The sequence below is a fragment of the Embleya sp. NPDC127516 genome, assembly GCF_044765325.1.
Taxonomy (GTDB): Bacteria; Actinomycetota; Actinomycetes; order Streptomycetales; family Streptomycetaceae; genus Embleya.
In genome coordinates, this window is sequence record NZ_JBIWJT010000048.1 from 40,925 (window position 1) to 59,117 (window position 18,193).

The window sequence follows — 18,193 nt, forward strand, 5'->3', positions numbered from 1 at the left end:
CCAACGATGGGGGTGCGCGGACCACCGCCTGCACGAACCGCGTTCAACGGAGCAACCCCCCGAACGAGTGGGCGCGTTCGACCACGCCCGTCACCCGACAGGCAACGCCTCGACACCGGCGAGCGGAACTATAGGCCCGGACCGCGCAGTGCGATGGTGCAGCCGACCTTGGACTGGATGTTGACGTATAGGATCCGGCCTTCGGGGTCGAAGGTGGCGCCGGCGAACTCCGCGTCCGGGTCGCCCGGGACCGGGGCCAGGCGGGCGATGTCGAACAGGACACCGCGCCGCCCACAGCGCGCGGATCGGCGAACTGCCGGCCCAGGTCGGCCTCGGCCCCCGGGAGGCGGCGACCCGACCGCGCGGACTCTCCGGCGGCCGGCGTCAACGCACGGCCATAGCCCGGGCGCCGGCGGTGGAGCCCGCGCTGCTGGTCCTGGACGAGGCGGTCTCGGCGCTGGACGTCTCGGTCCGGGCGCAGGTCCTCAATCTGCTCGCCGACATCAGCCGGGACACCGGCATCGGGCTGATCTTCGTCAGCCACGACCTGGCCGTGGTGGGCTACCTGTGCGACGAGGCCCTCGTGCTGCATCGCGGCCGCACCGTGGAGCACCGACCCGTCGGCGACCTGCTCACCGCGCCCGCCGACCCCTACACCCCACTGCTGCTCGCCTCGATCCCGCGCCCCGGCCGGGACCCGGAGCACATCGCCCGACAACACCGCGCACTACCCGTGCCCACCGCCGGCGCCGCGGTCCCGAGCGCCTCATGACGGCGAACCGCACCAGTCGATCCGCGACGGTGTGGCGTTGTCTGCCACTCGAGGGTGTGGCGATCGCGGCCACTCAGTCGATACAGAACTCGTTGCCCTCGATGTCCTGCATCGGGATGCACGAATCAGTGCCGTCATACAGCGTTTGCACGTGTACCGCACCAAGCGGGACCAGTCGTGCGCACTCGGCCTCGAGCACGGCCAGGCGCTCTTCACCCACGAGTCCGGTGCCGACCCTCACGTCGAGATGCACCCGGTTCTTGGCGGCCTTCCCTTCGGGGACGCGCTGGAAGTACAGCCGCGGCCCCACGCCCGAGGGATCGATGCAGGCGAACCACGCGTCCTGCTGCTCGGGAGGTAGTGAGAGCTTGTACTCGTCCCAAGTGGCGAACCCCGCCGGCGGTGGCGGTACGACATACCCCAGCACCTCGCACCAGAAACGAGCGAGGCGCTCGGGTTCCGCGCAGTCGAAGGTGACTTGGAACTGCTTGATCGCTGCCATCGGTCCATCGTAGAAGCAGGTCTTTCGTCCCTTGTCCAACGGGTCGCCGCGGTGCGGCGGGGGGCGGGGCGAGCCGGCCGCCGCGGCCATCACCGGCGAACACGAGGGCCGGGCAGGACGGTTCGCGGAACGGAAGCCGTCGCGGACGATCGCCGCGGAGACGGTAGGGGCGGCGCGGGTGGTGGCCCATCGCAGCGACGTGATGCCGGACGTGCCCCTGCCCGAGCCGCCCCCGGACGGCATCGTCGCCGGTCACCGGGAGGGTCTGGGCCCTGCCGCGCGGCGCAGTCGGTTGGCGATCGCCAGTCCCAGCCCCTCGTCCGCGGGTAGGGACACGACGACGACGTCGCACCCGCGCCGATCGAATTCGCGCAGAATCCCGTACAGCCCCCGCGCGTAGGCGGCCGGCGATTCGGGAACGGCCATCACCGTGTGCGCCTTCACCGGAGCGCCGGCGCGGGAGGAGGGGACGAGCACGCCCACCCGCTGCCCCGACTCCTGCGCGAGTTCCGCTTCGGCGACCACGTTTTCGGGCCCGACCAGGATCACCCGCGCGCGAGGCGCGTAGTGCGAGGGATGCCGACCCGGCACCGGCGTGCGGCCTGTGGAGTCGACCTCGAGCGAGCGTCCCAGCACGGCTTCGAGATCCTCGCGCGTCACCCCACCGGGCCGAAGGATGCTCGGAACGTCGCCGGTGGCGTCGACGATGGTGGACTCGACGCCGACGAGGCAGGGGCCGCCGTCCAGCACGAAGTCGACGGCATCGCCGAGCTCCGCGCGGACGTGGTCCGCCGTCGTGGGGCTGACCGCACCGAAGCGGTTGGCGGACGGGGCCGCGACACCTCCGCCGAAGGCCGAGAGCAGCGCGAGCGCGACGGGATGATCGGGCACGCGCACGGCCACCGTCTCCAGGCCGCCGGTCGCCGCCGGAGACACCCGCCCGCCCCGCCGCAGGACCAGCGTGAGGGGACCCGGCCAAAAACGCGCGGCCAACAGGCGGGCCGTCGCGGGCACTTCCCGGACCCAGTCGCCCAACCGCTCCGCGCCCGCGATGTGCACGATCAGTGGATGGGAGGGTGGGCGCCCCTTGGCCCGGAAGACACGCGCAAGGGCGGCGGGGTTCTCGGCGTCGGCGCCCAGACCGTAGACGGTCTCGGTCGGGAGGGCCACCAGGCCCCCATCACGCAGCACAGCGGCCGCCTTCTCGATGTCAGCCGTTCTCGTCGTCACATCGGCAATCGTCTCACCGCAGCCGCGCACGGGAGGCAGGCGTGCAGCCGGTGCCCGCGCCGACCTCCCGAAACGGTCCGGTGGTCGGATCGAGCCGACCGTCAGGGGCAGCGCCGCCACGCGGCGAGGTACCCGACGTACATGCGCGCTTTCCGTCCGACGCGCCCCGACTCGCCGTCGAATGTGATCCGGGCCACACCGTGTCACACGTTCCCTCCGTCCGGCGCCTTGTGTGCGAAACCCCAAGCGGACGAAGCGAACGAACGGAACAGGGACCATGACCAAGCGCAACAGCGGCCGGACCGAAGTCATCGTGATCGGCGGCGGATACGCCGGAGTCCTCGCGGCCAACCGCCTCACCGGCCGCGACGACGTGGACGTGACCCTCGTGAACCCGCGGCCCACCTTCGTCGAGCGCCTGCGCCTGCACCAGTTGGTGGCGGGCTCCGACGACGCGGTCGTCGACTACAAGGACGTCCTGAGCGAACGCGTCAACCTCGTGGTCGACACCGCGACCGGAATCGACCGGCACGCGCGCACCGTCTCGCTGGCCGACGGCGGCACCCTCGGCTACGACCACCTGATCTACGCGGTGGGCAGCCGCAGCGGCGCCCCGCAGGTGCCCGGCGCGGACCGGTTCGCCCACCCCATCGCGACCCTGGAGGAGGCCGAGCGGCTGCGGCAGGCCGTGGCCGCCGCGCCCGTCGACGCGGCGCTGACGGTCGTCGGCGGCGGAGCCACCGGCATCGAGACCGCGGCCGAACTCGCCGAGGCCGGCCGCACCGTCACCCTCGTCTGCGGAGGCCCGCTCGGCCCCTACTTCCACCCCAACGGCCGCCGCTCCGTCGCCAAACGCCTGGCCGCCCTGGGCGTCACCGTCCTCGAAGGCCCCGACACCAGGGCGGCATCGGTGACCGCCGACGCGGTGCGCCTGGCCGACGGCCGGGAAGTGCCCGGCCGGCTGACCATCTGGGCCGCCGGGTTCGGCGTTCCCGACCTGGCCGCCCGTAGCGGCCTCAGCACCGACGAGAGCGGTCGCCTCCTCACCGACGAGACCCTGACCAGCATCGACGACGACCGCATCGTCGCCGCCGGGGACGCGGCCGCGCCCTCGGGCCTCGCCTACCGGATGGGATGCCAGTCCGCCGTCCAACTCGGCCCGCACGCCGCCGACGCCGTACTCCGCCGGATCGAGGGCGGGCGGCCCGAACCCGTCGGCGTCGCCTTCGCCGGGCTGTGTGTCAGCCTCGGCCGCGGAGCCGGCATCTTCCAATTCGCGCGCAAGGACGACACCGCCATCCGGTTCCATGTCGGCGGCCGCCCCGGCGCCCGCCTGAAGGAGTTCGTCGTCTCGCACACCGTCAGGCAACTCGCCGACGAGGCGCGCAAACCCGGCACACGCGTCCTCAAGAGCAAGGACGACACCCGCCAACAACGCGTCCGGGCCGAGTACCCGAACCGACCCGCACGCGTGTCGTAACCCCCGGGACGGCGGGCGGCGCCCGCCCGCCATCCGCCCGCATACCCGGAACCCCGGGACCGGCCGCCACGAAAGGGAATGGAAGGATTCGAGGATGCGCGACCACACCGCGGACCCGGCGACCGATGCCTTCGTCGCCCACCGCAATCTGCTCTTCACCGTGGCCTACGAAATCCTCGGCTCGGCGGCCGACGCCGAGGACGTCCTGCAGGAGACCTGGCTGCGTTGGGCCGAGGTCGATCTGGAGCAGGTCCGCGACCAGCGCGCCTACCTCGTCCGCGTCACGAGCCGGCGAGCTCTCGACCGGCTGCGCACCCTGCGGCGCCGCAAGGAGACCTACGTCGGCCCGTGGCTGCCCGAGCCGCTGCTCACCTCGCCGGACGTCGCCGAGAACGTCGAGCTCGCCGAGAGCCTGTCCATGGCCGTGATGCTCGTCCTGGAGACCCTCTCGCCCACCGAGCGGGCCGTGTTCGTCCTGCGCGAAGTCTTCGACGTCGACTACGACGAGATCGCGGAGGCGGTCGGCAAGACCCCGGCCACCGTCCGCCAGATCGCCCACCGCTCCCGCAAGCACGTCGACGCCCGCCGCCCTCGCCAGGTGGTCTCACCACGCCAGGCCAAGGCCGCCATCGCCTCGTTCCAACACGCCGTGGAGACCGGCGACCTGCAGGGCGTGCTCGACGTGCTCGCCCCCGACGTCGTCCTGATCAGCGACGGCGGCGGCGTCAGGAGCGCCGCGCTACGGCCCGTCATCGGCCTCACGAAGGTGGTCCGCCTCCTTCTCGCCGCCCTCGGCGACAAGGAAGGCACGCTCACCGGCGAGCCCACCACCGTCAACGGCGATCCGGCGCTCCTCCTGCGCGTCGACGGCGAGATCGACAGCATCATGGCGATCCGTCTCGACGACGGCCTCGTCACCGACATCTACTTCGTCCGGAACCCCGCCAAGCTCACCCACATCGCGGCCGACACACCACTCGACCTGAACTGACACCACAACGGCCGCGGCCCCATCGTGGGCACGGTTCGCCGACAAGGCCATGGGCATGCGGGCCGTCTTGTACCCGGTCGCGGTGCCGGCGCTGCCGGTGTGGTGGTGGGTCCGGCGGCGGGGGCGGGCGTTCCCCTGGGATGTGGACGCGCTGATCACCCTGCCGTTCGTGGTGGATGTCGCCGGGAACGCGGCCGACCTGTAAGACCGGGTCGTGTGGTTCGACGACGCCTGCCACTTCGGCGACCGGGCGGTGCTCGGAACGGCGTGCGCGGTGGCACTGCGGCGGCGGAGCACCTTGCCGGCGTGGGCAATCGCATGGTGCTACGCGGGGCCGGGGCGACCACGGCAATCCTGTGGCCCGGGGGGTCAGCCGGCGCTCGGGATGTACAGGAATTAGACCGGGTAGGGCGCGGCTCGGCCTGGCTGATCGACCGTCACCCACACCTCGAAGCCCGCGGCAAAGGCGGATTCCTCCAGTGCGAAGCCGATCACGGCGTTCTTGGTTTCCTTGCTCGTCAGCTGCCCGTTGAACGAGGGGGCCAGGGTCCGGTCGGGGAGCGGCGGGTCGACCTGTGCCATGTGTACGGCGTTGTCGTCGTGACGCACCACGCTCACGTGAACCTGACCGTCCAGGGTCAGCGGCTTCGCGCCGTCGTGACCGAGCCGGACGTGGACGTCGCCGCGCCGCGATCCGGCGGGCGCGGGGACGTCGCCGGGTGTTGCGACCTGGGTCACCGATACGCGGGCGAGGTTGGGCAGGACGAATTCGGTGCCCAATGCCGGCGGCGGCGGGTCCTCGGGACCGAGCCACTTCGTGGGCCTGGGTCCGCGCGGTTCTTCGACGGACGATCCGTCCTTGGCCTCGGTCGGTCGCGTCTTGTCGGCAGGAGCTTCCTTCGGTGGGTGGTCGAGACTGGTGGTGGGCCCGGATTCGGCCCCTGATTCGCGGCGGGCTTCGGTGTTGCCGCACCCGGTCAGTGACAGGCCGAGCACGAGGGCGGCCGAGCAGACGAGCAGGGTGCGGGTGGATAGGGCGATGGACATGTCGTGCCCTCCTCGGACCCGGCGTGACCGGTCACCCTCGGGGACGACCCCAGGAGATGTCCGGTTGCGGCAAAAGCCGCACGTGAGGGCGCGCGACGTACGGGTTTGCGATCGGGACCCGGTGGAGGCTTGATCGAACGGCTCGCCCGCCCCGACCCGAGGCCGGGTCGGGGCGATGCCGCGCATGCGGCGGGCAGGTGCGACGGGATCGGAGCCGCCTGCGCCCGGAGGCCGCAGAGCGCTCGGAGAATCGGCGAGCCGGGTCAGCGCGGTCGGTCGCCAAGGATGGTCACGCGTTCCATGATTCGCTCGTGTGGGTAGTAGTCGGCGCTCGCGTAGTGCTGTGTCGCGCGGTTGTCCCAGAACGCGATCGTGCCGGGGCGCCAGCGCAGCCTGCACTGGTATTCGGGGTGGCGGGCCTGGTCGTAGAGGAATGCCAGCAGTTCGCGGCTCTCGTCGTCCGGCAGGCCCTCGATGTGGTGGGTGAAGATGCGGTTGACGTAGAGGAGTCGGCGGCCGGTCTCCGGGTGGGTGCGGACAACGGGGTGGGAGACTGCGGGGTACTTCTGCTGCTGCCGGGCCAGTTCCTCGGGTTCGAGGGCGCTGCCGAAGGTCTGGGTGAAGTCGTGGACGGCCGTCAGCCCGTCCATGCGGGTCTTCGTCGCCTCCGGCAGGCCGTCGTAGGCCGCTGCCATGTCCGACCACAGCGTGTCGCCGCCGACGGCGGGGACGTGTACGGCGCGCAGGATCGAGCCCATCGGGGGTGTGGTCTCGAACGACGCGTCCGAGTGCCACACGTTTTCGACCGCCGGCGAGTCGGCGCCCCGGGAGAGCCGGACGACCTCGGGGATGTCGTCCGCCTTGGGCAGGAAGGGGTGGACCTCCGGTGTGCCCCAGAGCCGGGCGAGGTCACGGTGTTGGGGTGCCGTGAGGTTCTGGTCGCGAAAGAACAGGACCTTCCACTCGAGCAGGGCTCGGTGCAGTTCGGCGTGCAGTTCCGGGCCGAGCGGCCGGGCGAGGTCGATGCCGGCGATCTCCGCGCCGATGGTGGGGCTGCACGGCGCCAGTTCGAACAGTTCGTACGGGGCGGTGGGCCGGTAGTCGCCGGTGGGGCAGAGTTCGCGCACGGGCACGGCGGATAGGCCGTTGTCGAACACCGGGCGGCGCGTGTTCTCGGGAGCAGTGGTCACGGCGGGAACCTCCAGGAGTGAGGCGGAAACAGGGATCGATGGGAACAGGGGTTGATGGGAACAGGGTTGGTGGGAACAGGGATCGGTGGGAAGCAGGAGTTGGTGGGAACAGGAGTTGGTGGAGACAGTGGGCACGGTCACGCGCGGTGGACGCGGGGAGTCGGTCGGTGCGATCACGCTCCGGAGGTCGCACCGCCGGTGGCCGGGGTACGTCCGTGGCGCATGAGTACGGCCACCAGGACGCCGACCAGGCCGACGACCGCCGCGATCGCGAAGGCGTGCTCGAAGGCGGCGTCCGCGTAGACGATGCGGCCGGTGCGCGCGTCGGCGCGGGCGATGTCGCGTGCCGTCACGACGGCGGGCCCGGCCGCGAGCCGGGCCCGGCTGTACGGCGGAGTGGGTGACACGGGGACCGAAGTTGCCTGTTCCAGTTCGGGTTCCGGTGCGGGTGTCGGGGATGGGATGACTGCCACGAGGGCCTCCTTCGGACGACGTGGTGGCGCGGCGTGACGTGGCTCAGGGCAGGTCGAGGTGGCGCGCCGGCCGGGCGGGGGGCGGCGGGCGCGGCGGCGCGCGGGCATGGCCGGCGGGCGACTCTGCTCCGGTGGGTGGGGGGATCGCGCTGAGGGAACTAAGGGCGATCCCCCCGGTCGCGGAAGGAAATCACCCCTGCGGGGTGTGCGGGATTGCTACGGGGCGCCGGGTTTCCGGATCTGTTCCAAAGAGGTTTCCGATGCGGACAGTGCCAGGGTTTCCGGGCGGCACGGCGCGGTGAGAATGCCGACACCGGCGTCCACCAGGTCGGCCACGTACAGCGCGGTCGTGCCCGGGGCGTAGTGGGAGTCGACGCTCTGGCGCAGCTCGCGTTCGGCGAGCGCGCGCGTGGCGAATTCGGCGAAGTGTTGCCAGCGTCGCAGGGCGAGCCGGTCCGGGAGCGTGCCGCCGGACAGGGTCAGGGCGCGGGTGTTGAGTTCCTTCAACCCCGTGGTCCACGGGCTGCGCCCGAGGTCGTCGAGTGCGAACGTGACGACGTCGGGGTGCACGGTGTAGGCGGCCTGTACGCAGAACCGCAGGTACCAACTGCCCTCCGACGGGCTGTCGCGCAGTTGGTCGAGCAGTTCGGCGAGGGGCAACACGAATGCCTCGGCGAGGGCGTACGGATCCTGTGCCCGTCCCTGCCGGTCGAACAGTGCGATCAGTTCGGTGCGGCGCGCGTTGATCGGACCCATGCGGTACTCGAAGATCGCGTCGACCAGGCCCTGGGGCGACCCGAAGTGGTATTTGACGGCATTCGTATTGCGCTGCCCGGCCGCCACGGCGATCTCCCGTGCCGAGACCGCGTTGATGCCCCGCTCGGCGAACAGACGTTCCGCCGTTGTCATCAAGCACAGCCGGGTGGCCGCCGAATTTTCCATGTCGCGGACGTTAACGCACATGCGTTAACCATTCAAGAGCCCGAAGCATCCCCTACGCCAGGACGCCGCACCCTTGTCTCGACACTCCGGGAGGGCCCTGCCGCGTCGTGCTTGGCGAGTGCTTCGCGGCGAATCCACCGGAGCAGGGTGGGGTTGTCGACGGTTGTGACGACGCCGACGGTGCCGTGCAGGTGACGGTCGTCGTCCAGCAGGGCGAGCAGGCACGCGGCCAGGTCCACACGGGCGGTGAACCTGCCGTCGGCGTGGCCTTCGACAAGGGTGTAGTCGGTGGCGAACGGCAGGTGGTAGAGCCCGCTCGGGCGCACGATCGTCCAGTCCAGATCGGCGGACCGGACCAGCGTCTCCATCCGCCGCATGTCGTCGTACAGCGTCTTGCCCAGCACCTTGGTGACGTAGGGCAGGAGTACTCGGTTGAACAGGAACCCGCCGTCGGAGTACGGGTGCGGGTCGACGCCGCTCGAGCTGACCACGGCGAGTCGACGCACGCGATGCCGTTTCATCGCGGCGACGATGTTGGCCGCTCCCTGCGAATAGGTGTTGATCGGCTCCTTCGCGGCGGGCACCCCGAGCGTGGACAGCACCGCGTCCCGCCCGGTCACGACGGCGTCGACGGCCACCGGATCGAGCACGTCGGCACCGACCACCTCGAGGCGATCGTGGTGCAGCGGAAACGAGTCCGGCTGCCGGGTGACCGCGGCGACCCGATGTCCGGCGGCGAGGGCCCGGGCGGTGAGCAGGCGGCCGGTGGGGCCATTGGCTCCGAAGACTGCGATACGCATGATGACGGTCCTTTCCTGATGACGACGTCTTCTCCGAGACGATCGGGAAGCCGCGTGCGGCGGTCCGAGTGCTCGCGCCGGCGCCGGCGGTTCGTCGAGCGGTGCGTGTACCTGCGCCGGGTGCGGCTCAGGTGTGTGTACCTGTGCCGGGTGCGGCTCAGGTGCGTGTACCTGCGCCTGGTGCGGCTCGCGTGGCCGCACCCGGCACAGCCCTGGAAGTCCTCGCACCGCGACGACGGCGCCGGCCGCGGTCGGATGTCGGCCATCTGCGGCACGCCCGCCCGCGCGGCTTCCGTACCGCCACGACCATGCCGAAGACGGCGTGGTGGAGCGGGCCGACCGGCTCGGCGCCCCCGTCGCCGATCCGGTCCACAAACTCGAAGTCCGCAGCGTCGCGCGCGCGTTCGGCTGCCGGATCCCGTGCCCGGTGTGGAACGCCGTGGGTTTTTCGGTCAGTCCGAGTCCCGGTCGGCCTGCTGTGTTTCGCGCAGGACCGCCCAGGCATCCGCCACCGGGCCCACATGCCCAAGCTTGTCGGGGTTGCTCACCGTACGGATCGCCTGGATCCGCCCGTCGAGGATGTCGAGCGTCCAGGTGTTGACGACCCCGCCGTCCCGGTCGCGGAAGATCGCGCCGGGCTGGCCGTTCATCCGGTGCGGTTGCACGACGCCGCCGATCCGGGCGAACGGCGGGAGGAAGACGGCGAGCACCCGGGACACACGGTCGGCGCCGAAGAAGCCTCCGGCCCACTGCGGGGCCTTGCCTCCGCTGTCCGCGACCAACGACACGTCGGCGGCGAGCAGTTCCCGCAGCGCGTCGACGTCGCCTTCCCGCAACGCCTCGAAGAAGCGTTCGGCGAGTTCGTCGCGCTCGCGACGGTCCGCCTCGAAGCGGGGCCGGCCCTCGTCCATGTGGCGGCGCGCACGCACCACCAGCTGACGGCACGCCCCCTCGGAGCGGCCCACCGCCGAGGCGATCTCCGGGAAGCCGAAGGCGAACACCTCCCGCAGCACGAAGACCGCCCGCTCCAGCGGACTGAGCCGCTCCAGCAGCAGCAACGCCGCCATCGACACCGAATCGGCCAGTTCCGCCGACTGCTCCGGGTCCTGGTAGGGGTCGGTGAGCAGTGGCTCGGGGAACCACGGTCCGACGTATTCCTCGCGCCGGACGCGAGCCGAGCGCAGCACGTTGATCGAGATGCGGGTGACCACGGCCGACAGGTACGCCTTGGCCGAGGTGGGGGTTGTCGTGGAGGTCGCGTAGCGCAGCCAGGTCTCCTGGACGGCGTCCTCGGCCTCGGTCACGCTGCCCAGGATCCGGTAGGCGATCGAGAACAGCAGCGGTCGCAGTTCCTGGAACTCCTCGGTGTGGGTCACTTCAGTTCCTCCTTGAAGCCCTGCCGCCACGAGGGGTGGCGCAGCCGCCGGCCGAGTTCCCGCTTGGCCTTCGCGTTGGAAAAGCCGCGTCCCTCGGTCATCATCACCACCGCCTGATCACTGGCCGGCAGTCGGACGAGCCACACCGGGATCCGGATCGGCTGCTTCGCGCCGGCGCACGCCGCCAGGTGGGGCAACCACTCGCTCGCCGGGGCCGGTTCGTCGTCGACGATGTCGAACACGCCCCTCGCCTTCTGCTCCACGGCCAGGACCGTGGCGCTCGCCGCATCGTCGAGATGCACCCACGAGCTGTAGCCGGTGGCACGCCCCACGAGCGGGTACTGCCGCTTGCGCACCAACTCGACCTGGTCGTCGATGGCGCCCGGCCCGTAGAACGCGCCGTAGCGCAGGACCACGCCGCCGGCCTCGAGGACCACGTCCTCGACACGGCTCAACGCTTTCAGCCCCACGTGCGCCGCCGTGCCCTCGAGCAGGTCCAGCGGATCCTGTTCGGTCTTCACCCATCCGCCCGCGCGGATGCCGTTCCAGGAGGCGTAGCCCTGCGCGACGAAATGCGACACACCGGTCGCCTCGGCTGCGGCCAGAAGGTGGTCCGTCCCCTCGGTACGCAGCCGGTTGGTCGTGGCGAACCAACGGTCGGGATGCTTGATGTCGGGCTTGCCGGCGTGCGCCATGGAGATCGCCGTCATCTGGTGCACGATCACCTCCGGCCGAGCCTTGGCCACCGCCTCGCCGACCGACACCGCGTCCAACCGTCCATCACCACGCCGTCCGCGCCCTGCCGCGCCAACTCGCGCAGCTTGGCCGCGCTCGTGGTCGTGGCCGTCACCTGGTGGCCGCGGGCCACGAGTTGTGGCACCAGCCGCCTCCCCAGAACGCCGGTTCCGCCCGCCAGGAACACCCGCATGATCATCACCTTCCCGACGCGAGAATCTGTCTTCGCTACCCGAGACAAGACAGCGCGGCCACCTGTGACATGGCGGCGAAGATCAGCCGACCGCAAGGGATCGACCGACCCGCCGCGGCGAAGGCGGGGGTCGGCTGCACGGGATTCGAACCGAGACGAACGTGCGGGCGATCGGGGTTCCGTCGCCGACCAGGCGCGGCCGTCGAGGAGGGCAGGACGCAAGCCCGCTCGTGTGGGTGCCGGAAGCCCGGCCTCCGAAGCCGGATCGGGGCTCTCGTGTGTACGCCGGGTGTTCAGGCGGCCCATTGTCACCTTTGACGCGTCGTCCGCCGCCGAAACGACCGGACCCTAGGTTGCCGACCATGGACATCGCACCCCGCAGCGCCCCGTCCCCACGGACACCCGCCACCCACCTGGAGATCGAGCCGAGCATCCTGTACTTCGGTACCCCGGTGACACTCCTGTCGACGGAGAACCAGGACGGCTCGTTCAACCTCGCCCCGATGTCCTCCGCATGGGCACTCGGACGCACCGTCGTACTCGGACTGGGCCGCGAGGGGCAGACCGCGCGCAACCTCGGTATCCGACCCGACGTGGTGATCAACCTGCCGGCCCCCGCCCAGTGGCCGGCGGTGGAGCGGCTGGCGCCGCTGACGGGACGCAACCCGGTGCCGGCCACCAAGGCCGAGGGCTTCCGCTTCGAGCCGGACAAGTTCGGCGCGGCCGGCCTGACCGCCGAACCGTCCCACCTGGTCCGTCCGCCTCGCGTCGCCGAATGCCCGATCCAACTGGAGGCCCGCGCCGAGCGGGTAGAGCCGGACGTCTCCGGGGGATTCGTCATCGTCGAGGCCGTCGTACACAAGGTTCACGCCGACTCCCGCATCGTCGTTCCCGGCACCGACCACATCGACCCCGCCGCCTGGAGCCCCCTCGTCTACAACTTCCGCCACTACTTCGCACTCGGCCCGGAACTCGGCCACACCTACCGCAGCCAAACCCCCCGCAGCCCCAACGACTCCGCCGCCGAACAGGCACTCGCCGGCACCGCGCACCACTGACCGCCGGTGGTCGGCCCGAAGTCGGCGGCAGTGGCGATCCCGGCGGCGCAGAGCGGCGAAGTCCTCTCCGGTGTCGGGCCGTACACCTTTGGCAGGCGGCCTCAAGGCCCTGCCCGGTTGTCCCGCGCACCTCCCGTCGGAGCCGGCCCGCCTGCGGGCCACTCCGTCTTCGCCGCTCCGACCGACGTTGGGCCACCGTGGTCGACACGCTCGTTGGCTGCGGATCCGCGGCACTGTCCCCCGGCTCTGGCCCAGGCTGCGGCGGTCGCCGTCTACACGGACACGCCCATCGACTGCCTCGACTGCAACCACCGGCCCTGACCGGCCTACCGGCGCGGACACGCCAACCGCGCCGAGACCACTCCGCCGACAACCGTGCGCGCTGTCGACGAGCACCCGCCCGGTCACCCGGCGCCGATCGCGAGGCTCGAACGGGTTCTCGGGCCGGCGCAAGGTCAGGAGAGCCCGATTCCTAAGCCGTGGCCCGCCGGACTCGGTAGTTCCAGCGTGTGAGCGCCCGGACGACGGTTTCGGCGCCGATGGGGTTGGCGCTGTGAACGAAGACCGCTCCGATGCGGAAGGGGCTTCCGTGGAAGGCGGCTTCTTCCAAGAGGGTCACCACGGGCAGGATGGTGTCGTCGCCGCCGAGATCGTGGTCGAGCCAGAGTTCGTCGATGAAGCGGTCGCGGTACTCGCGCAGGAGCCGGATACCCTCGCCGCTGGTGCGGGCGATCCGCGTGGCCCTCGGCAGCGGTCGCAGGTCGTCGATGCCGAGGATGACGGGCGTCGGTACGGGCGGGTCTTCATGCACCCGAACATCCTCCTGTACCCGACCACCAGCGCGGAAGAGCGGCCACAGGAAGCGCCGAAGCAGCGAAGGCGGAGCATCACGAGCAGGTCGCAAACCGCGGCGCCGACCCACCCGGCAGGTTGACCCGCGCTGGGCGACAGTCGCGGACGCACGGTGGCGGAGGCGGCTTACCTGAGTGCCTTTACGGTTTCCTTCGCCCCAGGCCGGAGCGCGCGGACGAGGTTCGGCGCATCCTCTCCTCCTTCGTGGAACCCACCCGGCAAGAGCCCGGAAATCTGCAATACCACCTCCACGAGCACGAGGACGGCCGTTTCTTCCTGTACGAGGTCTGGCGCTCGCAGGAAGACCTGGACCGGCACAACGCGACGCCACCGCTGCGCGCCTTCCTGGAAAACCTGTCGACCTTCCTGGAGGCGGCCCCGGAGGGCTACTTCGACACCATGCTCAGCCCGTATCCCAGGGTTGCGCCGGTTCCCGCCTGAGCGGGTGCCCACGGGCAGGTGCCATGCGTGGCAGACGCGGAAAAACGCCCGGTGACCTGCCGGTTGCGGTGTGGGAAGGCAGTTCGGCGAAGCGATCGCGGTACTCGTGGGCGAAGCGGCCGAGGTGCGAGACGCCCCACCGGTAGGCGATCGTGCCGACGGGGTCGGTGGAGGTGCGGATGTCCTCGCGGATCCGGTCGAGTCGCAGGTTGCGGACGTAGGACATGGGCGAGAGGCCGAGCCGGTCGTGCCCTCACGGTGTGCGATTCGTTCGGAAGGCGGCGTCGAACGAGGTGTCGGGCGGTTGGATGGCGGCCAGCGTGCGTACGAACGCGAGCGCGTCGGGTGCTCCGATCAGACGGTCCATACCGGCGTCCTCCCACTCGATCGAGATCGGTCCGGAATAGCCGACGGAGTTGAGCGCCCGGAAGCAGTCCTGCCAGGGCACGTCGCCGCGGCCGGTGGAGACGAAGTCCCAGCTCCGGCGCAGGTCTCCCCACGGCAGGTGGGAACCCAGACGACCGCGTCGGCCGTCGCCGTCGCGCAGCCGGGTGTCCTTGCAGTCCACGTGGTAGAGGCGGTCGCGGAAGTCGACGATGAAGGCGATCGGGTCCAGTCCCTGCCACAACAGGTGGGAGGGGTCCCAGTTCAGGCCGAGGGCGGGCCGGTGGTCGACCGCCTCGAGCATGCGCGCCGTCGTCCAGTAGTCGTAGGCGAGTTCTCCCGGGTGCACTTCGGCGGCGAACCGCACGCCGGTCTCGTCGAAGGTGTCCAGGATCGGGTTCCAGCGGTCGGCGAAGTCGGTGAAACCCTCCGCGATCTGCTGCGGGGATACCGGGGGGAACATCGCCACGGTGTGCCAGATGGCCGAGCCGGTGAATCCCACCACGGTCTCGACGCCCAGTCGGGCGGCGGCTCGCGCGGTGTCCTGGATCTCTCGGGCGGCCCTGCGGCGCACCCCCTCGGGCGAACCGTCGCCCCACACGTGCGCGGGCAGGATGGCGCGGTGGCGCTCGTCGATGATCGCGTCGCACACCGCCTGTCCCACCAAGTGGTTGGATATCGCCCACGTCCGCAGCCCGTACTTGTTCAGGATCGCCATCCGGCCGTCCACGTAGTCCTCCTCGGCGAGGGCTCTGCGGACATCGAAGTGATCGCCCCAGCAGGCGATTTCGAGGCCGTCGTAGCCCCAGTCGGCGGCGAGTCGGCACACCTGCTCGAAGGGCAGGTCCGCCCATTGACCGGTGAACAGCGTGATGGGGCGAGGCATGGTCGTCCTTCCCGGGGGCGCGGCACGGAGTCCGCGTCGCGCGGGAGCGGGCGGGTGCGGGGTGGCCGCTCCACGGGGCCGGTGCATCCGACGCCCTCCCGCTCTTTCGGTGGATTCGAGGGCAGCAGCCTCCACTCGACCACTTAGTTTGTCCATAGACAGGAACAAGTTTGTTTTCATTCGTGAAAACTCTTCTTGACACAAGCGGAATCCACTACATTCCTGGCGGAACGCGGCTGTCGGAACCCGACGAAGGCGGGAAGGAACGCAACGCCGCGTTCACGCACCCCCACGACCCCTCCGGGGCCGCCGATGCCGCGCGCAGACCTCCGGGACGCGTGGCGTTCGATCCCGATGGCGGCGTGCCGAAGCCGTCGAGCGAGTGACCGCGTCCACGACGTCGTCGACCCCGTCGGCGCCACGTACGAACGAGGAGATGTGATGACGGGACTACCCCAGCCGGGGGGCGAACGCAGACCGAGGGCGCGTCGATGGATCGAGCCCACCGGGCCCGAGGCGCCCGCCCCGGATCACGCGCCGTCCACGTCTTCGACATCCGCGACGCCTCCGGCCGAGCGCGCGGGTCGTGTCGGGGTGTGGCTGGTGGGTGTTCGCGGGTCGGTCGCCGTGACCACGATCTGCGGGGCGCTCGCGGCCTCGGCCGGCGACGAGTCGCCGCTGGGGTGCGTCACCGCCACCACGCCCTTCGCGCGATGTGGCCTGGTCGGCTTTCGTGATCTGGTGTTCGGCGGGCACGACGTGGACACGATCGGGCTCCGGGCCCGCGCACGGCGGCTCGTCGCGGACGGGGTGCTCCCGCACGGCTTGCCGGACCGGGTGGGCGTCGGACTCGACGCGATCGACGCCCGCGTGCGTCCGGGCGTGGCCGCCGCCGACCCGCGCCCCCAAGCTGACCAGATCGCGGAACTGGTCCGCGATATACAGGAGTTCGCCCGGGCGCAGGACCTGACGCGGGTGGTCGTGGTACATCTCGCGTCCACCGAGCCGCTGCCGAGGCCGCACCCCGCCCACGCAAGCGCGGCCGCGTTGGGCGCGGCCCTGGAGACCGGCGTCGACGTGCTGCCGCCGAGTGCGCGCTACGCGTGGGCGGCCGCACTGGCGGGCTGCGCGTTCGTCGACTTCACGCCGTCGGCGGGCGCGCGAATACCGGGCGTCGCCGAGTTGTTCGTCGCGCGCGGCGTGCCGTACGCGGGAAGCGACGGCAAAACCGGGGAGACCCTGCTCAAGAGCGTCCTGGCGCCCATGTTCGCCCAGCGCGCCCTGCGCGTCACGTCGTGGTCGGGGACGAACCTCCTCGGCGGAGGCGACGGCGAAACCCTCTCCTCGCCCGAACGGGCCGCGGCGAAGGTCGAGTCCAAGGACCGGGCGCTGCGTTCGCTCCTGGGCGGGCCGGTGGGCGGCGGGGTGCACATCCACAACGTGCCGGAGCTGGGAGAGTGGAAGACCGCCTGGGACCACGTGAGCTTCGAGGGCTTTCTCGGCACCCGGATGAACCTCCAGTTCACCTGGACCGGTTGTGACTCGGCGCTGGCGGCGCCGCTGGTGCTGGACCTGGTCCGCCTGGCGGCGCGCGCCCACGCGGTGGGTTGCGCGGGACCGCTGCGCGAACTCGCCTTCTACTTCAAGGACCCGGTCGGAAACGACGAACACGCGCTGTCCGCGCAGTACGAGACCTTGCTCTCCTGGGCCCGGGAACGGCTGGCGACGGGCCGAAAGGCGACGCGATGAGCGCGGCCCAGCGCCCACGCGCGCGGGTCGGCGGCCCGGGCGAGGGCATGCCGACCGAATCCGCCGCGGACGACACCACACCCGGAGCGGGCACACCGCCGAACGCACGCTCGGTACCCGCCCCGGAACCGGCGGCAAGATCGCTCGCCGACCGCGGCGACCGCGCCGACCGACCGGGGATCACCGCCCGGCTGCGAGCGTACGCGGAACTCGTCCGGGTGTCGGCCGCGTTGAGCGTGCCCGGCGACGTGCTGGTCGGCGCCGCCGCGTCCGGCCGCCTGCCGCACGGCCGAACGGCGGCCCTGCCGCTCGCTTCGGTATGCCTGTACTGGGCGGGAATGGCGCTCAACGACTACGCGGACCGCACCTCGGACGCCGACGAACGACCGCATCGCCCCATCCCCTCGGGCCGGGTCGCGCCCGGGGGCGCGTTGGGAGCGGCCGTCGGTCTCACCGCCACGGGCCTCGCCCTGGGATCGTGGGCCGGCGGACGGCGTCGGCTGCCCGCGCTGCTGGGCCTGGCGGGCGCGGTGTGGACGTACGACCTGATCTGGAAGGGCACCCCGTTCGCCCCGGCGGGCATGGCACTCGCGCGCGGGCTGGACGTGCTGGTCGGCGCGGAACCGGCGCGCTACGCGCTCGCCGCCCCGAGCGCCGCGGTCGTGGCCCTGCACACGTACGGCCTGACCGCGTTGAGTCGGCACGAGGAACACGGCACGACGCCGGAACCCCCCGCCCGTGCCCTGGCCACCGCCGCGGCGACCGCGATCGCCGCCGCCCGGATCGGCCACGGCCGTCGACCCGGCGACGTGAAACCGGCGGACCGGGGCGGGGCGACACCCGCGTCGGCCGCCGCCCTGATCGCATACGCGGCCGCCTACGGCCGTCCACTGTTGCGGGCGAGCGCCGCCCCCCAGGCCCCGGCGATCCGAGCGGCCGTCGGCGGTGGCGTTCTGGCCCTGATCCCGCTACAGGCCGCCCTGTTGTCCCGACTCGGTCGACCCGGCGCCGCACTCGCGCTGTCCGCGTCCTGGCCCCTCGGCCGCGCCCTCACCCGGCACGTGTCACCCACCTGAGCGAGGTGAACCCGCC

General features: G+C 71.4%; 20 protein-coding genes and 1 pseudogene. 8 read left to right on the forward strand and 13 right to left on the reverse strand.

The genetic code is table 11. The features are described 5' to 3' along the window. Positions 1–304 precede the first annotated feature (304 nt). Positions 305–772, forward strand: coding sequence for an ATP-binding cassette domain-containing protein (locus ACIRL2_RS47595; protein WP_402241497.1), 468 nt, complete (start codon positions 305–307; stop codon positions 770–772). Positions 773–845: 73 nt separating this feature from the next. Here ACIRL2_RS47595 and ACIRL2_RS47600 read toward each other — a convergent pair whose 3' ends face one another. Together ACIRL2_RS47600 and ACIRL2_RS47605 are read right to left on the reverse strand one after the other, a co-directional pair. After that, positions 846–1,274 carry a VOC family protein gene (locus tag ACIRL2_RS47600; RefSeq protein ID WP_402241439.1) on the reverse strand — a complete coding sequence of 143 codons (429 nt, stop codon included), beginning with the start codon at positions 1,272–1,274 and terminating at the stop codon, positions 846–848. Positions 1,275–1,526: 252 nt separating this feature from the next. Continuing rightward, the gene (locus ACIRL2_RS47605; RefSeq protein ID WP_402241441.1) at positions 1,527–2,504 is read right to left on the reverse strand and encodes an L-threonylcarbamoyladenylate synthase; all 978 of its coding nucleotides are present in this window, start codon (positions 2,502–2,504) and stop codon (positions 1,527–1,529) included. 277 nt (positions 2,505–2,781) lie between these two features. On the opposite strand from ACIRL2_RS47605, the gene ACIRL2_RS47610 reads away from it, so the two are divergent. From ACIRL2_RS47610 to ACIRL2_RS47620, 3 genes are all read left to right on the forward strand, one after another. After that, positions 2,782–3,984 carry an NAD(P)/FAD-dependent oxidoreductase gene (locus ACIRL2_RS47610; protein WP_402241443.1) on the forward strand — a complete coding sequence of 401 codons (1,203 nt, stop codon included), beginning with the start codon at positions 2,782–2,784 and terminating at the stop codon, positions 3,982–3,984. A gap of 94 nt (positions 3,985–4,078) precedes the next feature. Next, positions 4,079–4,975 (forward strand): RNA polymerase sigma-70 factor, encoded by an 897-nt coding sequence (locus ACIRL2_RS47615; protein ID WP_402241445.1) that lies wholly within the window; start codon positions 4,079–4,081, stop codon positions 4,973–4,975. Between the two features lie 55 nt (positions 4,976–5,030). Continuing rightward, positions 5,031–5,180: a hypothetical protein gene (locus tag ACIRL2_RS47620; RefSeq protein ID WP_395872387.1), complete on the forward strand. Its 150-nt coding sequence runs from the start codon at positions 5,031–5,033 to the stop codon at positions 5,178–5,180. A 191-nt stretch (positions 5,181–5,371) separates the two neighbouring features. Here the strand turns inward: ACIRL2_RS47620 and ACIRL2_RS47625 are convergent, their stop codons facing one another. The 8 genes from ACIRL2_RS47625 to ACIRL2_RS47660 form a co-directional block, all read right to left on the reverse strand. After that, positions 5,372–6,022: a hypothetical protein gene (locus ACIRL2_RS47625; protein ID WP_402241449.1), complete on the reverse strand. Its 651-nt coding sequence runs from the start codon at positions 6,020–6,022 to the stop codon at positions 5,372–5,374. 263 nt (positions 6,023–6,285) lie between these two features. Beyond that, positions 6,286–7,212, reverse strand: a complete 927-nt coding sequence (locus tag ACIRL2_RS47630) for a TauD/TfdA dioxygenase family protein (protein ID WP_402241451.1) — start codon at positions 7,210–7,212, stop codon at positions 6,286–6,288. A 173-nt stretch (positions 7,213–7,385) separates the two neighbouring features. Further along, positions 7,386–7,685: a hypothetical protein gene (locus ACIRL2_RS47635; protein WP_402241453.1), complete on the reverse strand. Its 300-nt coding sequence runs from the start codon at positions 7,683–7,685 to the stop codon at positions 7,386–7,388. 216 nt (positions 7,686–7,901) lie between these two features. Further along, positions 7,902–8,627, reverse strand: a complete 726-nt coding sequence (locus tag ACIRL2_RS47640) for a TetR/AcrR family transcriptional regulator (protein WP_402241455.1) — start codon at positions 8,625–8,627, stop codon at positions 7,902–7,904. Between the two features lie 32 nt (positions 8,628–8,659). Next, a complete protein-coding gene (locus ACIRL2_RS47645; RefSeq protein WP_395872398.1) occupies positions 8,660–9,427 on the reverse strand; it encodes an NAD(P)-dependent oxidoreductase in 768 nt (255 codons plus the stop codon). A gap of 452 nt (positions 9,428–9,879) precedes the next feature. Then, positions 9,880–10,803 carry an RNA polymerase sigma-70 factor gene (locus ACIRL2_RS47650; RefSeq protein ID WP_395872400.1) on the reverse strand — a complete coding sequence of 308 codons (924 nt, stop codon included), beginning with the start codon at positions 10,801–10,803 and terminating at the stop codon, positions 9,880–9,882. Then, positions 10,800–11,513 (reverse strand): NAD-dependent epimerase/dehydratase family protein, encoded by a 714-nt coding sequence (locus ACIRL2_RS47655; RefSeq protein WP_402241459.1) that lies wholly within the window; start codon positions 11,511–11,513, stop codon positions 10,800–10,802. Before ACIRL2_RS47655 ends, ACIRL2_RS47650 begins: the two co-directional genes overlap by 4 nt. 11 nt (positions 11,514–11,524) lie before the next feature. After that, positions 11,525–11,731, reverse strand: a complete 207-nt coding sequence (locus tag ACIRL2_RS47660) for an NAD(P)H-binding protein (RefSeq protein ID WP_402241462.1) — start codon at positions 11,729–11,731, stop codon at positions 11,525–11,527. A gap of 362 nt (positions 11,732–12,093) precedes the next feature. On the opposite strand from ACIRL2_RS47660, the gene ACIRL2_RS47665 reads away from it, so the two are divergent. Continuing rightward, on the forward strand, positions 12,094–12,789 hold the full coding sequence (locus ACIRL2_RS47665; protein ID WP_402241465.1) for a flavin reductase family protein: 696 nt from the start codon (positions 12,094–12,096) through the stop codon (positions 12,787–12,789). A 472-nt stretch (positions 12,790–13,261) separates the two neighbouring features. Here the strand turns inward: ACIRL2_RS47665 and ACIRL2_RS47670 are convergent, their stop codons facing one another. Then, complete coding sequence (locus ACIRL2_RS47670) at positions 13,262–13,600, reverse strand: cyclic-phosphate processing receiver domain-containing protein (protein ID WP_402241467.1); 339 nt, start codon at positions 13,598–13,600, stop codon at positions 13,262–13,264. Positions 13,601–13,719: 119 nt separating this feature from the next. On the opposite strand from ACIRL2_RS47670, the gene ACIRL2_RS47675 reads away from it, so the two are divergent. Then, positions 13,720–14,082: a putative quinol monooxygenase gene (locus tag ACIRL2_RS47675; protein ID WP_402241469.1), complete on the forward strand. Its 363-nt coding sequence runs from the start codon at positions 13,720–13,722 to the stop codon at positions 14,080–14,082. Here ACIRL2_RS47675 and ACIRL2_RS47680 read toward each other — a convergent pair. Then, positions 14,045–14,317, reverse strand: a pseudogene (locus ACIRL2_RS47680) (helix-turn-helix domain-containing protein); the annotation flags it as partial. The gene ACIRL2_RS47675 and the pseudogene ACIRL2_RS47680 sit on opposite strands and share 38 nt — an antisense overlap. 18 nt (positions 14,318–14,335) lie before the next feature. Then, entirely contained in the window at positions 14,336–15,352 is a 1,017-nt protein-coding gene (locus ACIRL2_RS47685) for a sugar phosphate isomerase/epimerase family protein (protein WP_402241471.1), read from the reverse strand. A 441-nt stretch (positions 15,353–15,793) separates the two neighbouring features. Between ACIRL2_RS47685 and ACIRL2_RS47690 the strand changes: the two genes are divergently transcribed. Beyond that, complete coding sequence (locus ACIRL2_RS47690; RefSeq protein WP_402241472.1) at positions 15,794–17,101, forward strand: inositol-3-phosphate synthase; 1,308 nt, start codon at positions 15,794–15,796, stop codon at positions 17,099–17,101. Next, complete coding sequence (locus tag ACIRL2_RS47695; RefSeq protein ID WP_402241474.1) at positions 17,098–18,177, forward strand: SCO3242 family prenyltransferase; 1,080 nt, start codon at positions 17,098–17,100, stop codon at positions 18,175–18,177. Before ACIRL2_RS47690 ends, ACIRL2_RS47695 begins: the two co-directional genes overlap by 4 nt. Positions 18,178–18,193 lie beyond the last annotated feature (16 nt).